Source organism: Paractinoplanes maris (assembly GCF_023544465.1).
Taxonomy (GTDB): domain Bacteria; phylum Actinomycetota; class Actinomycetes; order Mycobacteriales; family Micromonosporaceae; genus Actinoplanes; species Actinoplanes maris.
Genome location: NZ_JALPVL010000004.1, coordinates 323,938 through 336,932, shown reverse-complemented (window position 1 = coordinate 336,932; position 12,995 = coordinate 323,938). Strand labels below are relative to the sequence as shown.

Below are 12,995 nucleotides of genomic sequence, written 5' to 3'. Positions count from 1 at the left end.
ATCACCTCGGGGGTGACCAGTCCACCGTGCCGGCAAGATCACGCAAGGGTCTCGAATGGTTGCCGGTCGACGCACCTGTGGTGCCGACCCGGTCGATCACCTCGGTCGATCAGGCCGCGACAGGGTTTGGCTCATAGCCCGACGGCCAGGCGGTGCACAGTCAGGACGCGACCTCCGGCTCACAGCGCTGCTCGTGCCGGCTCCCACAAGCGGTCGGTGAGGCCTGCGGCGGCGAAGGCGGCTCGGACTTCGGGCATACCCTCGGTGAAGTGGGCCCAACTGTCCACATGGGCCGGCACCACCGTGGTGCGGTCGAGGATGCGGGTGGCTTCGACCATGTCGCCGGCGGACAGGGTGAGGTCCACGTCGCCGACCAAGGGGGTGCGGGCGGCGCCGCCGAAGAGGATGGCCACGTCGATCGCGGGGAAGCGGGCGGCGATCTCGCGGACGGCGGCGAGCGAGGCGTTGTCCCCACTGACGTACACGGTGGGAAGGTCTTTGCCTTCGAGAATGAAACCGATCACCGGGCCGGTCAGGTGCTCGGTGCCGTCGGGGCCGTGTTGTGCGGGCGCACCGGTGACGGTGACGGTCGTCTCGCCGCCGGGCAGGGTGACGGTCTCCCAGGCGGCGAGGCCGCGGGCGGGTGGGCCGAGGCGGGCGGCTCCGGCCGTCGTGGTCAGCACCAGCGGCACTGTTCTGGTGAACTCGCGGCCGGCGTGGTCGAGGTTGTCGGGATGCTCATCGTGCGACAGCAGGACGACGTCGACCGGGCCGGCGTCCGAAGCCGTACCGGAAGCGGCCGCGGTCTTGGTGAGCGCGCGGTCGCCGAGCGGGTAGCTGCCGGGCGGGTCGAACGTCGGGTCAGTCAGGAACGTGTGGCCGCCGAACGAGAAGGTCACCGTGGGACCGCCGAAGCCGCGGATCGAAAGCGTCATGGTGGAAGTCTCGGCCGTCCGCACCCGGATCGGGAGTGGCTGGAAAGCCATCGTCCGATAGGTTCGAGCCATGACGCGTGATCCGGCTGTCGTGGGCATCGTCGTGGGCGATGACGCACCGATCCTGGAGGTGGCCGTCGCGCCGCGGGTCTTCGGCATCGATCACTCCCGCCGCGGTGGCCCCCGATTCGACGTGCGCACGGCGGGTGAGCGCCCCGGACCGCTTGCCACCACCGCGGGCATCGCGCTGCAGGCGCCTCACGCGCTCGAGGATCTCGACGAGGCCGGCGTCGTGATCGTTCCGGGGTGGCGGGTGCCGGGCGGTGCGGAGACCGACCCGCGGGTGCTGGAGGTGGTCCGCCGCGCGCACGCCGAGGGCGCCACGGTCGTTGGTCTCTGCCTGGGCGCCTTCGTGCTGGCCGAGGCCGGTCTGCTCGACGGTCGTCGCGCCACCACCCACTGGCTCGTGCTCGACGAGTTCGCCGGACGGTTCCCCGAGGTCGAGGTGGTGCACGACGCCCTGTTCGTCGACGAGGGCACCGTCGTCACCAGCGCCGGGAGTGCCGCCGGTCTCGATGCCTGCCTGCACCTGCTGCGCCGCGAGCACGGCCCCGAGGTGGCCAACGCCACCGCCCGCGCGCTGGTCGTGGCGCCGCAGCGCGCAGGCGGCCAGGCCCAGTTCGTCGAGCAACCGGTGCCGCCCCTGGACAGCGCCGACCCCGTCACCACGGCCATGCGCCACGCACTGGAGCACCTTGACGACCCGGCGCTCGATGTCGCCCGCCTGGCCGGGGTCGCCTGCCTGAGCCGCCGCAGCTTCGACCGTCGTTTCCGCGAGACCGCCGGTTGCTCCCCGTTGCAATGGCTGCTGCACCAGCGGGTCCTGCGGGCCCAGCACATCCTGGCCACGACCACCCTGCCGATGGACGCGGTCGCCCGCTCATGCGGCTTCGCCGACGGCGTCGCCCTGCGCCCCCACTTCCGCCGCGTCGTGGGCGTCCCGCCCCAGGCCTACCGCGCAACGTTCCGCACCGCCTGAAGTCGCCACCTGACGCCGGTCGCCGCCTGATGCCGAAGCCTGAAGTCGCCACCTGACGCCGGTCGCCGCCTGATGCCGAGGCCTGATGTCGCCGCCTGGCGTCGCCGGCGGCGGGCTGGGTGGATAGGGTCGGATCATGGGTGTGGTCGCCGAACTTCTTCTCGTCCGGCACGGGCAGAGCCTGGCCAACGTCGCGTTCCCCGCGGCCGACGCCGGTGGGCTGCTCGAAGCGGAGGTCAGCGGGCGCGACGCCGAGGTGCCCTTGACCGAGTACGGCGAGAGGCAGGCCGCCGCGCTCGGCGAGTGGATCGGGGCGCTGCCCGACAACGAACTCCCCCAGGTCGTGATCACCTCGCCCTATCTGCGGGCGCGCGAGACCTGGCGGATCGCGGCCGAGAAATCGGGCGTCGACCTGCCCGCGCCGACCACCGACGACCGCCTCGTCGACCGGCTGCTCGGCGACCTCGAGATGCTCACCCGGGCCGCCGTGGCCCAGCGCTTCCCCGACGAGGCCCAGCGGCGCGCGGAAGCCGGCGAGCACCACTACACGCCACCGGGCGGTGAGTCGTTCGCCGACATCGAGGTGCGCCTCGGCGCCTTCCTCGACGACCTCAACCGCGACCACGCCGGCGAGCGGGTCATCGTCGTCGCCCACGACGCGGTGGTGCTCATGATGCGGGCCGTCATCGAGCAGCTGAGCTGGGAACGCGTGCTGGCGGCGGAACGGGCCGCCGGCAACGTCCGCAACGCGTCGCTGAGCCGTTTCGTCGAGGTCGACGGCCGGCTGGAACTGGCCTACTACAACTCCGTCGACCACCTGCCGCCCGCCTGAGGCCGCTCAGTCCGGATTGGACCAGGCCCGCACCTGAGCCAGCACCTCTCGATCGCCGTCGATCCGCAGATCGTCGAACGGCACCCGGCCATACAGCGCCAGCACCAGCTCACCGGCCGTCCCCCGCACGGTGACCACCGGATCGCCGCCAGCAGCCGGATCGAGCTGCCCGCCCGACGGCGACAGGTCGAGGATGTGGACCGGCCCGTCGACGGCCGCGAAAGCCACCCGCGCCGGCCGATGCGGCCACGCCCCGAGCGACCCCACACCGACCTGCAGGAACTCGGCCACCCCGTCGACCGCGACCGCCGCCGGCAGCGGCTCCGCCTCACCGACGGTCTCTTGTGCGTCATAGGCGTGCACGGCCGCCTCCTGCACCTGGTGACGGGCGATCGCGCCGACCGTCAGGGGCGCCGACGAACCGCCCCACCAGGCCCACGCCGGCGTCTCGGCCGTCGACCCCTGGAACGCCGCGAGCAGCAACTCGGTCGACGCCGACGACCACTCGAGGAGGTCACCGTGCGGCTCCCGGTCGCCCAGCTGGTCGGCGGACGGCGGCCCGGCCGGATCACCCGCGGTCACGACCACGGCCCAGAAGCGCTGGACCGCGCCCAGGTGAGCCACGAGATCGCCCAGATCCCACTCGGGACAACCGGGCACCCGGGCCTCGAAAACACCGGCGTCAGAAACACCGGCGTCAGAGACACGGGCGCCGGAAACAGCAGCGGCGGCGACTGCGTCACGCAGCGCCGCCGACCGCTCGTCGATCAGGGTGAGGAGGGCCGGAAATTCCATGCCCTTGTTCTAGCAGTGGGGTCCGACAGAAAGCCGGGAGTGATCAGACGTTGAAGCCGAGCGCCCGCAACTGCTCGCGGCCGTCGTCGGTGATCTTGTCGGGACCCCACGGCGGCAGCCACACCCAGTTGATGCGGAAGTCCTTGACCAGGCCGCCGCCGGGGCCGGTGGTCAGCGCCGTCCGCGTCTGGTCCTCGATGACGTCGGTCAGCGGGCAGGCCGCCGAGGTGAGCGTCATGTCCAGCGTCGCGATGTTGTCGTCGTCGACGTAGGCGTCGTAGACCAGGCCGAGGTCGACCACGTTGATCCCGAGCTCGGGGTCGACGACGTCCTTCATCGCCTCTTCGACGTCCGCGATGGAAGCCTTGGAGACCTCGGAGGGAGCGACCGCGGTGTCTCCCTCGTCGGAAGCGGGGGCGGTAACGGGAGTGTCAGTCATGCCTTCACCTCTGAAGCCTCTGAGGAAACGTCGATTCCTGCGCGAGCGGCGGCGTCCTTGAACGCCATCCACGGCAGCAGCGCGCACTTGACCCGGGCCGGGAACTTGGCCACCCCGGCGAAGGCGATGCCGTCGCCGAGCACGTCCTCGTCCGGCTCGACCTGGCCGCGCCCCTGCATCAGCGCCACGAACGCGTCCTGGATTCCCGCGGCGTCGGCCGCGGACCGGTTGAGCAGCAATTCGTAGAGCACCGACGCCGAGGCCTGGCTGATCGAACAGCCCAGACCGTCGTACGAGATGTCGGTGAACTCCCCCGAGGAGGAGTTGACCCGGACGGTGATCTCGTCGCCGCAGGTCGGGTTGACGTGGTGCGCCTCGCCGGTGAAGGGATCGCGCAGGCCACGGCCGTGCGGGTGCTTGTAGTGATCCAGGATGATCTCTTGGTACAGCCCGTCGAGCATCAGCCGAACACCTTCTTGACCTGGTCGAGCCCGCGGGCGAGGGCGTCGATCTCGTCCGTGGTCGTGTAGAGGTAGAACGACGCGCGGGTCATCGCCGGCACCCCGAATCGGGCACAGGTCGGCTTCGCGCAGTGGTGCCCGACCCGCACCTCGACACCGAGCGCGTCGAGGATCTGGCCCACGTCATGAGGGTGTACCCCGTCGACGCCGAACGACAACGTGCCGCCGCGTCCCTCGGGGGTGGCCGGGCCGAACAAGCGGACGCCCGGCACGTCGGTGAGGACCTTCAAGGCGTACGCGGTGATGTCCTGCTCGTGCTGGTGGACCGCCTCCATGCCGAGCGCGGTCAGGTAGTCGACCGCCGCACCGAGCCCGATCGCCTCGGCGATCGGCGGCGTGCCGGCCTCGAAGCGGGCCGGCGGCGCGGCGTAGGTCGTGCCGCCCATGGTCACCGTCTCGATCATCGAGCCGCCGGCCAGGAACGGCGGCATCTCGGCGAGCAGCGAATACCGCCCCCAGAGCACGCCGATGCCGGTCGGGCCGAGCATCTTGTGGCCGGTGAAGGCGATGAAGTCGGCCCCGAGTGCCTGCACGTCGACCGGCAGGTGCGGCACCGACTGCGAGCAGTCGAGCATCACCAGCGCGCCGACCTCGTGCGCCCGCGCCACGATTCCGGTGACGTCGTTGATCGTGCCGAGCACGTTCGACATGTGCACGACCGACACGATCTTGGTGCGCTCGTTGATCAGGCTCTCGTCCGGGGCCAGCCGGCCGTCGTCGGTCACCCCGAACCAGCGCAGCGTGGCGCCGGTCCGCTCGCACAAAAGCTGCCACGGGACGATGTTCGAGTGATGCTCCATCTCGGAGATCACCACCTCGTCGCCCGGCTTGAGCGCGAGGTGCTGCCCGAGCGAGTGCGCGACCAGGTTGATCGCCTCGGTCGAGTTCTTGGTGAAGACGATCTCGTCGGGCGTCGCCGCCCCGACGAATCCCGCGATCTTGGCGCGGGCGTCCTCGTACGCCGACGTGGCCTCGGTGCCGAGCGTGTGCACCGAGCGGGACACGTTTCCGTTGTGCCGCTCGTTGTGCACGCGCATGACGTCGAGCACCTGCACCGGTTTCTGCGAGGTGTTCGCACTGTCCAGATAGACCAGCGGGTGGCCGTTGACCTCCCGCGTCAGGATCGGGAAGTCGGCTCGGACCCGGGCCACGTCGAACGTCATGGTTCAGCCTTCCTGTGGCTCAGACCCGGGTGCCGACGTAGCGCTCGTAGCCCTCGGCCTCGAGCTGCTCGGCGAGCTCCGGGCCACCCTCCTGGACGATCTTGCCGGCGACGAAGACGTGCACGAAGTCCGGCTGGATGTAGCGCAGGATGCGGGTGTAGTGGGTGATCAGCAGCAGGCCGGTGTCACCGGTCTCGCGGACCCGGTTGACGCCCTCGCTGACGACCCGGAGCGCGTCGATGTCGAGGCCCGAGTCGGTCTCGTCGAGGATCGCCATCTTGGGCTTGAGCAGCTCGAGCTGCATGATCTCGTGGCGCTTCTTCTCGCCGCCCGAGAAGCCCTCGTTGACGTTGCGCTGGGCGAACGCCGGGTCCATCTGCAGCTTCTCCATGGCGCCGCGCAGCTCGCCGGCCCAGGTGCGCAGCTTGGGCGCCTCGCCACTGATCGCGGTCTTCGCCGTACGCAGGAAGTTGGCCACCGAGACACCGGGGACCTCGACCGGGTACTGCATCGCCAGGAACAGGCCGGCCCGGGCGCGCTCGTCGACGGTCATGTCGAGCACGTTGTCGCCGTCCAGCGTGACGCTGCCGCCGGTGATCTCGTACTTGGGGTGGCCCGCGATGGAGTACGCCAGCGTCGACTTGCCCGAGCCGTTGGGACCCATGATGGCGTGGGTCTCGCCCGACTTCACGGTGAGGTCGACCCCGGCCAGGATCGGCTTCAGGTCGCCCTCGGGCAGCTTGACCGACACCTGCAGGTCGCGGATCTCCAGGGTGCTCACGGGTTTACTCCATTACTCGGGGTCGTCGAAACATAGATGTCGCCGTCGCGGATCTCGACGGGGAAGGTCGCCACCGGGGTGAAGGCGGGCGGGCCGCTCGGCTCCCCGGTGCGCAGGTCGAACCGGGAGCCGTGCAGCCAGCACTCGAGCGTGCAGCCCTCGACCTCACCCTCGGAGAGGGGCACCGCGGCGTGCGAGCACTCATCGCGTACGGCATAGAACTTGTCGTCGTCGGCGTGCACCACAGCGATGTCGACGCCGTCGAGCTCGACCGAGATCGTGGCACCCTTCGCGACGTCGGCCACCGAGCCGACCATCTCGAACGTCACACGCCCACCTCGGCCAGCCGGGTCTCGATCGCCTCGCCCAGGCGCTCGCGCAGCTGCTCGACCGGGATCTTGTTGAGCAGCTCGGCGAAGAAGCCGCGCACCACCAGCTTGCGGGCCTCACCCTCGGGAATGCCCCGGGCCATCAGGTAGAACAGCTGCTCCTCGTCGAAGCGGCCGGTCGCGCTGGCGTGCCCGGCCCCGACGATCTCACCGGTCTCGATCTCGAGGTTGGGCACCGAGTGGGCCACGGCACCGTCGGTCAGGATCAGGTTGCGGTTGATCTCGTAAGTGTCGGTGCCCGTCGCCGTCGCGCGGATGAGCACGTCGCCGACCCAGACGGTCTGCGCGGACTGGCCCTGCAGGGCGCCGCGGTAACCGACGTAGCTCCGGCAGTCCGGCACCGAGTGGTCGACCAGCTGGCGGTGCTCGAAGTGCTGGCCGGCGTCGGCGAAGTAGAGACCCCACAGCTCGGCGTCGCCGCCCCGCCCGGTGTATTCGACGCTGGTGAACTGGCGGACCAGGTCACCACCGAGCGCGACCTGCACGTGGACGGCCCGGGCGTCCCGGCCGACCCGCAGCTTCACGTGCTGGGCCTGCACCGCGCCGGCGTCCCAGTCGGCCACCGTGACCAGCGTGAGCTGAGCACTGTCGCCCACCACGACCTCGACGTTGTCGGCCAGCGTGGTGGTGCCGGTCTGCTCGAGCACCAGCGTGACCTTGGCGAACGAACCGACCTTGATGAAGGTGCGCGCGGCCGCGGCCTCGCCGCCCTTGCCGACGACGCGGATCACCACGGCCTGCTCGGGCTCGGTCTCGGGCGCCACCTCGATGAGGGTCGCACCCGCGGCCGAGCCGAACGCCAGGGCGCTGATCCGGTCGAACGGCGTGAGCACCGGCTCGACCGTCGCCCCGCCGGTGACGCTGACGCCGACCGGCAGGTCACCGTGCTCCACCTGCGGCGCGGTGCCGGTCAGCGCGGTGGCGGTGACCAGCTCGCGCAGGCGCTTGAGCGGGGTGAACCGCCACTCCTCCTCCAGGCCCTTGAGGGCCGGGAAGTCGGCGACGTCGAAGGAGCTCAGCACCTGAGACTTGGTGCTCGGCGGGGCGAAGGCCTCGGTAGTCATCTCTTCCTTGCTTCGTGGTCTGGTGATCCGGACGGGAGCGTGGTCAGCCGACCGCGCCCTCCATCTGCAGCTCGATGAGACGGTTGAGCTCCAGCGCGTACTCCATCGGGAGCTCCTTGGCGATCGGCTCGATGAAGCCACGCACGATCATCGCCATCGCCTCGTCCTCGGTCAGACCACGGCTCATCAGGTAGAAGAGCTGGTCGTCGCTGACCTTGGAGACGGTCGCCTCGTGACCCATCGCCACGTCGTCCTCGCGGATGTCGACGTAGGGGTAGGTGTCCGAGCGGGAGATGGTGTCGACCAGCAGCGCGTCGCACTTGACCGTGCTCTTGGAGGACGAGGAGCCCTCCAGGACCTGCACGAGACCGCGGTACGACGTGCGGCCACCGCCCCGGGCGATCGACTTCGAGATGATCGTCGAGGAGGTGTGCGGCGCGGCGTGCACCATCTTGGCGCCGGAGTCCTGGTGCTGACCCTCGCCGGCCATGGCGATCGACAGCACCTCGCCCTTGGCGTGGGCGCCGGTCATGTAGACGGCCGGGTACTTCATCGTCACCTTGGAGCCGATGTTGCCGTCGACCCACTCCATGGTCGCGCCCTCTTCGCAGGTGGCGCGCTTGGTGACCAGGTTGTAGACGTTGTTCGACCAGTTCTGAATGGTCGTGTAGCGCACCCGGGCGTTCTTCTTGACGACGATCTCGACGACCGCGGAGTGCAGCGAGTCGGACGAGTAGATCGGCGCCGTGCAGCCCTCGACGTAGTGGATGTAGCTGCCCTCGTCGGCGATGATCAGCGTCCGCTCGAACTGGCCCATGTTCTCCGTGTTGATCCGGAAGTAGGCCTGCAGCGGGATGTCGACGTGCACACCCTTCGGCACGTAGATGAAGGAGCCACCCGACCAGACCGACGTGTTCAGCGCGGCGAACTTGTTGTCGCCGACCGGGATCACGGTGCCGAAGTACTCCTTGAAGAGGTCCTCGTGCTCCCGCAGAGCCGTGTCGGTGTCGAGGAAGAGAACGCCCTGCTCCTCGAGGTCCTCACGGATCTTGTGGTAGACGACCTCGGACTCGTACTGCGCGGCGACACCGGACACGAGGCGCTGCTTCTCGGCCTCGGGGATGCCCAGCTTGTCGTACGTCGCCTTGATATCCGCGGGCAGGTCCTCCCAGGTGGCGGCCTGCTTCTCGGTGGAGCGCACGAAGTACTTGATGTTCTGGAAGTCGATGCCGGTGAGGTCGGCGCCCCAGTTCGGCATGGGCTTGCGGTCGAACAGGCGCAGACCCTTGAGCCGCAGGTCGAGCATCCACTGCGGTTCGTTCTTGAGCGCGGAGATGTTACGCACCACGGCCTCGGACAGCCCGCGCTGGGCGGTGGCGCCCGCGACGTCGGCGTCGGCCCATCCGTATTCGTACTTGCCCAGGGCGGCGAGGTGCTCTTCCTGGCTGACGATCTGGTCGGTCATGTATCTGTCCTAACCGTGGTGGCTGGCGTTACACGTGTGGGGGCCGGAATATGCGTGGTGCATACCCGGTCTCCGTGCGCGATGGTGGCGAGACGCTGCACGTGGGTGCCGATGAGCCGCGAGATGACCGCGGTCTCGGCGTCGCACAGCTGAGGGAACTCGGCGGCCACGTGCGCCACCGGGCAGGAGTGCTGGCACAGCTGTCCGCCGGACGCGATCACGGTCGCGTTGGCAGCGTAGCCCTCGGCGGTGAGCGCCTCGGCGAGCGCCTCCGCCCGGGCGATCGGGTCGTCGCCGGCCTCGAGCAGTGCCGCTCGGCAACGCTCCTCGAGCGCCACGACCTGGGAAGACGCAAAAGCGGTGACGGCCTCGGGACCGTGATGCTGCTCGATCCAGCGCAGCGCGGCCGTGGCGATGCCGTCGTAAAGGTGCGGGTTCAGATCCTCGCGGGCGGCGGTGGTGAGCGCGAAGGCCTTCGCCGGGCGCCCGCGGCCGCGCGGACCGGTGTTGCGAACCTCGCGGGTCTCGACCAACTGGTCGGCGAGCATCGCGTCGAGGTGCTTGCGGATCGCCGCCGGGCTCAGGCCCAGCTCGGCGCCGAGCTCGGCCGCGGTGGCGGAGCCCCGCTCCAGCAGCAGCTGGGCGACCCGGTCACGGGTGCGACCGTCCGACGCGCTGGCTGACGCCACCGCACCGATCTGGATCATCACCTCGTTTTTCACTACGCCAACGTTACGTATTTCCTCCGCGCCCCGCAAACCGACCCCCCGGTGATCCATACCACCGGGGGTCAATGGCCCCTCATTTCGCGCTCAAATGCCTGCGTACGATGCCAAGGGTGAGATTCCTCCCGCTGCGCCCCCTGGCCTTGGCGTCCCTGGTGGCCAATGTCGCGCTGATCGTCACCGGTGCGGCGGTTCGGCTCACCGGGTCGGGGCTCGGCTGCCCGACCTGGCCGCGGTGCACCGACAGTTCCTACACGACGACCGCCGAGATGGGCGTGCACGGCGTCATCGAGTTCGGCAACCGGATGCTCACGTTCGCGCTCGGCGTCATCGCGGTGGCCTGTGTGATCGCGGCCCTGCTGGAGAAGCCCCGGCGTCGCTCCCGGGTGCTGCTGTCGATCGCGGTGCTGCTCTACATCCCGCTGCAGGCGGTGGTGGGCGGGATCACGGTGCTGACCGACCTCAACCCGTGGGTGGTCGGCGTCCATTTCCTCATCTCCATCGTGATCATTGCTTTCGCGTACGCGTTGTGGCGACGAGCCGCCGAGGGCGACGGCAAGCCGGTGCGCCTGGTGCCGCATCCGATCCGCCAGCTGGTCTGGATCCTGTCGACGGTGAGCGCCGCGGTGATCGCCCTGGGCGTCGTGGTGACCGGCAGCGGGCCGCACGCCGGCGACCTGGACGCCAAGCGCAACGGCATCGACCCGGCCACGGTCTCGCAGGCCCACGCCGACGTGGTGTTCCTGCTGATCGGCCTGACGGTGGCCCTGGTCTTCGCGCTGCGCGCCCTGCGGGCCCCGCGCGCGACGGTCCGCGCCGCCGTGGTGCTGCTGGTCGTCGAGCTGGGCCAGGGCCTGATCGGCTTCGTCCAGTACTTCACCCACCTGCCGGTCCTCCTGGTCGGCGCCCACATGCTCGGCGCCGCCCTGGTCTGGACGTCGACCCTGGCCGTCCTCTGGTCCCTCCGCAGCCGCCCCGAGGTCTCCCCGCCGCCCTCCACCAGCCCGTCGCCCACCATGCCGGCCGAAGAGCCAGTCCCTGCTCCTCGCTGACCTCCCTCTCGGCTCGTGCGGACGGGGGTTGCGCGGTCAGGCGAGCGAAGCCGCGTTGCCTGATTGCGCGGGCGACCGCGTGCCGGCACTGAGCGCCTCGGCCTACGAAACTCGCCGACCTGGCCCTGGACGAATCCGCCCTGTGGACAAGCGGCGTGTCATCCACAGGAAAACCATCGGCCCGACATTGATCGGCCCGCCTCGGCACGCTGTGTCCATGCCCCACACCAGCCCCACCGGTCACCTCGTCCCGTCGCTGTCCGGCCCGCCGCCCGTCCTCTGCGTGGTGCCGACTCCCGCTGCAGCCCCGGCCGCCGCAGAATCGCCGGCCCCGGCCGCCGCAGTGGGGCCGCCGGCCGCGCCCGGCTGATCCGGCCCGGCCCACCAGACCCGGCAGGGCAGCCGGTCCGTTCCTCGTCAGGCGGACCGGCACCCGCGAAGCTCTGCCGACGGGGTGGCGTCCGCCCCCGAGCCGATGGCAACCGGAATCCCCACCGTGGATCGGCTCCGCGGACGTCACCCACCCCAACCGGCGCCGCATGGCCAGACACCGGACGCTGTCGCAGCCGAGTCGCCCGGCGCGCGTCCCGCCTCACCGTGCCCGCCGGTGTCCCACTCACCACGACATAAGTAGGGAGGTGGGCCTATAGGGAGGCCCTCATTGATGCGGGCGGTCGATCCCGGTGTCTCTGCACGACCGTCCCGTCTGACCACCTGGGCGCGGGTGGTGGCACTCTCCGGCCACCACCCGTCGCCCGGGCCGCGTGGGCGCCGAGCCAGAGTCGCTTGAAGCGAAAGCCTCGACCACGCAGTCGCGGGTCAGAGGTGCCTGACGATGGCCTCAGCCAGGCAGTCGGCGAGTCAGAAGCGCCTGACGATGGCGTCGGCGGGTCAGAGGCGCTTGACGATGGCGTCGGCCAGGCGGTCGGCCGCGTTGCCGCCCTCGCGGAGGAACAGGGAGGGCTCGGCCAGTTCGAGCTCGACCAGCAGCGGGGCGCCGTCGGGTCCGGGGATCATGTCCACGCGGGCGTAGAGGAGGCGCTTGGTGCCGCCGGGGATGACCTCGAGCACGCGTTCGGCGGTGCGGCGCTCCGCGTCGGTGGCCGTTCGCGGGTCGATCTGCTCGCTGCCGGGGTCGATCGCGCCCTCGTCCGGGCCGGTGAGCATCGGGCCCTTGCGGATCGCGTGGCTGAAGGCCAGGTCGCCGGTGGCGTCGGGCAGGAAGATGAGCGCGGTCTCGCCCAGCTCGTCCACGGCGGCCAGGTAGGGCTGGATCATCGCCGTGCGGCCGTCGGCGGTCAGACGGGCCACGTGGGCCTCGGCCTGTTCGCGTTGCGCCGGCAACTTGTAGCGGCCGGTGTCCTGGCTGCCGGCGCTGACCGTCGGCTTCACCACCCACTCGCCCGCGGTGGGCGGGGTCCAGGGCTCGCCGGGGGCGACGAAGTCGGTGGGGGTGACCGGCAGACCGGCCTGGGCCAGCTCGGACAGGTAGCGCTTGTCCGTGCTCCACTCCAGCACGTCGGCCGGGTTGAGCAGGCGGGGCACGCTGTGCGCCCAGGCCACGAACTGCTCCCGCCGGGGCACGTAGTCCCAGGGTGAGCGGATCACGGCGACGCCGTACGAGGACCAGTCGGCCGCGGGGTCGTCCCAGCGGACGGCGTCCACGTCGGCGCCGCGCGCTCGCAGGGCGTCGCGCAGCGGGAAGTCGTCCTCCCAGAGGTCCGGGAAGAGGTCGCAGGTAACGAGAGCGACCCGGGATCGCTCCCGGGTCGCCTGCGTGGAAGTGGTGGTCAAC

At 70.4% G+C, this 12,995-nt stretch carries 15 protein-coding genes; 4 read left to right on the top strand and 11 right to left on the bottom strand.

Annotated elements, in window-relative coordinates:
- Positions 1–179: 179 nt before the first annotated feature.
- Positions 180–959: an MBL fold metallo-hydrolase gene (locus NAG42_RS13635; RefSeq protein WP_438872410.1), complete on the bottom strand. Its 780-nt coding sequence runs from the start codon at positions 957–959 to the stop codon at positions 180–182.
- Positions 960–1,005: 46 nt separating this feature from the next.
- Between NAG42_RS13635 and NAG42_RS13630 the strand changes: the two genes are divergently transcribed.
- Both NAG42_RS13630 and NAG42_RS13625 read left to right on the top strand, forming a co-directional pair.
- Positions 1,006–1,974 (top strand): GlxA family transcriptional regulator, encoded by a 969-nt coding sequence (locus NAG42_RS13630; RefSeq protein WP_250030598.1) that lies wholly within the window; start codon positions 1,006–1,008, stop codon positions 1,972–1,974.
- Positions 1,975–2,110: 136 nt separating this feature from the next.
- A complete protein-coding gene (locus NAG42_RS13625) occupies positions 2,111–2,806 on the top strand; it encodes a histidine phosphatase family protein (RefSeq protein ID WP_250030597.1) in 696 nt (231 codons plus the stop codon).
- A gap of 6 nt (positions 2,807–2,812) precedes the next feature.
- On the opposite strand, the gene NAG42_RS13620 is transcribed toward NAG42_RS13625, so the two are convergent.
- From NAG42_RS13620 to NAG42_RS13580, 9 genes are read right to left on the bottom strand one after another with little or no spacing between them, the layout of a single operon-like run.
- Positions 2,813–3,601 (bottom strand): maleylpyruvate isomerase family mycothiol-dependent enzyme, encoded by a 789-nt coding sequence (locus NAG42_RS13620; RefSeq protein WP_250030596.1) that lies wholly within the window; start codon positions 3,599–3,601, stop codon positions 2,813–2,815.
- 43 nt (positions 3,602–3,644) lie between these two features.
- Positions 3,645–4,040, bottom strand: coding sequence for a metal-sulfur cluster assembly factor (locus NAG42_RS13615; protein WP_250030595.1), 396 nt, complete (start codon positions 4,038–4,040; stop codon positions 3,645–3,647).
- Positions 4,037–4,504, bottom strand: a complete 468-nt coding sequence (sufU, locus tag NAG42_RS13610; RefSeq protein ID WP_250030889.1) for a Fe-S cluster assembly sulfur transfer protein SufU — start codon at positions 4,502–4,504, stop codon at positions 4,037–4,039. Before sufU ends, NAG42_RS13615 begins: the two co-directional genes overlap by 4 nt.
- Positions 4,501–5,724: a cysteine desulfurase gene (locus tag NAG42_RS13605; protein ID WP_250030594.1), complete on the bottom strand. Its 1,224-nt coding sequence runs from the start codon at positions 5,722–5,724 to the stop codon at positions 4,501–4,503. The genes sufU and NAG42_RS13605 overlap by 4 nt, the downstream gene beginning before the upstream one ends.
- 19 nt (positions 5,725–5,743) lie before the next feature.
- Positions 5,744–6,505 (bottom strand): Fe-S cluster assembly ATPase SufC, encoded by a 762-nt coding sequence (gene sufC, locus NAG42_RS13600; RefSeq protein WP_250030593.1) that lies wholly within the window; start codon positions 6,503–6,505, stop codon positions 5,744–5,746.
- Positions 6,502–6,822: a non-heme iron oxygenase ferredoxin subunit gene (locus tag NAG42_RS13595; RefSeq protein WP_250030888.1), complete on the bottom strand. Its 321-nt coding sequence runs from the start codon at positions 6,820–6,822 to the stop codon at positions 6,502–6,504. Before NAG42_RS13595 ends, sufC begins: the two co-directional genes overlap by 4 nt.
- A gap of 8 nt (positions 6,823–6,830) precedes the next feature.
- Positions 6,831–7,958: a Fe-S cluster assembly protein SufD gene (gene sufD, locus NAG42_RS13590; protein ID WP_250030592.1), complete on the bottom strand. Its 1,128-nt coding sequence runs from the start codon at positions 7,956–7,958 to the stop codon at positions 6,831–6,833.
- Positions 7,959–8,001: 43 nt separating this feature from the next.
- Positions 8,002–9,423: a Fe-S cluster assembly protein SufB gene (gene sufB, locus NAG42_RS13585; RefSeq protein WP_250030591.1), complete on the bottom strand. Its 1,422-nt coding sequence runs from the start codon at positions 9,421–9,423 to the stop codon at positions 8,002–8,004.
- Positions 9,420–10,130 carry a helix-turn-helix transcriptional regulator gene (locus tag NAG42_RS13580; protein WP_250030887.1) on the bottom strand — a complete coding sequence of 237 codons (711 nt, stop codon included), beginning with the start codon at positions 10,128–10,130 and terminating at the stop codon, positions 9,420–9,422. Before NAG42_RS13580 ends, sufB begins: the two co-directional genes overlap by 4 nt.
- Before the next feature lie 122 nt (positions 10,131–10,252).
- Between NAG42_RS13580 and NAG42_RS13575 the strand changes: the two genes are divergently transcribed.
- Entirely contained in the window at positions 10,253–11,200 is a 948-nt protein-coding gene (locus NAG42_RS13575; RefSeq protein WP_250030590.1) for a COX15/CtaA family protein, read from the top strand.
- 217 nt (positions 11,201–11,417) lie between these two features.
- Positions 11,418–11,570, top strand: coding sequence for a hypothetical protein (locus NAG42_RS13570; RefSeq protein WP_250030589.1), 153 nt, complete (start codon positions 11,418–11,420; stop codon positions 11,568–11,570).
- Positions 11,571–12,091: 521 nt separating this feature from the next.
- On the opposite strand, the gene NAG42_RS13565 is transcribed toward NAG42_RS13570, so the two are convergent.
- The gene (locus NAG42_RS13565) at positions 12,092–12,994 is read right to left on the bottom strand and encodes an ATP-grasp domain-containing protein (protein ID WP_250030588.1); all 903 of its coding nucleotides are present in this window, start codon (positions 12,992–12,994) and stop codon (positions 12,092–12,094) included.
- Position 12,995 lies beyond the last annotated feature (1 nt).

Coding starts and splice junctions, on each gene's coding strand:
- NAG42_RS13630 (WP_250030598.1), top strand. CDS start 1,006: ATGACGCGTGATCCGGCTGTCGTGGGCATCGTCGTGGGCGATGACGCA.
- NAG42_RS13625 (WP_250030597.1), top strand. CDS start 2,111: ATGGGTGTGGTCGCCGAACTTCTTCTCGTCCGGCACGGGCAGAGCCTG.
- NAG42_RS13620 (WP_250030596.1), bottom strand. CDS start 3,601: ATGGAATTTCCGGCCCTCCTCACCCTGATCGACGAGCGGTCGGCGGCG.
- NAG42_RS13615 (WP_250030595.1), bottom strand. CDS start 4,040: ATGACTGACACTCCCGTTACCGCCCCCGCTTCCGACGAGGGAGACACC.
- NAG42_RS13605 (WP_250030594.1), bottom strand. CDS start 5,724: ATGACGTTCGACGTGGCCCGGGTCCGAGCCGACTTCCCGATCCTGACG.
- NAG42_RS13595 (WP_250030888.1), bottom strand. CDS start 6,822: ATGGTCGGCTCGGTGGCCGACGTCGCGAAGGGTGCCACGATCTCGGTC.
- sufD (WP_250030592.1), bottom strand. CDS start 7,958: ATGACTACCGAGGCCTTCGCCCCGCCGAGCACCAAGTCTCAGGTGCTG.
- sufB (WP_250030591.1), bottom strand. CDS start 9,423: ATGACCGACCAGATCGTCAGCCAGGAAGAGCACCTCGCCGCCCTGGGC.
- NAG42_RS13580 (WP_250030887.1), bottom strand. CDS start 10,130: ATGATCCAGATCGGTGCGGTGGCGTCAGCCAGCGCGTCGGACGGTCGC.
- NAG42_RS13575 (WP_250030590.1), top strand. CDS start 10,253: ATGCCAAGGGTGAGATTCCTCCCGCTGCGCCCCCTGGCCTTGGCGTCC.
- NAG42_RS13570 (WP_250030589.1), top strand. CDS start 11,418: ATGCCCCACACCAGCCCCACCGGTCACCTCGTCCCGTCGCTGTCCGGC.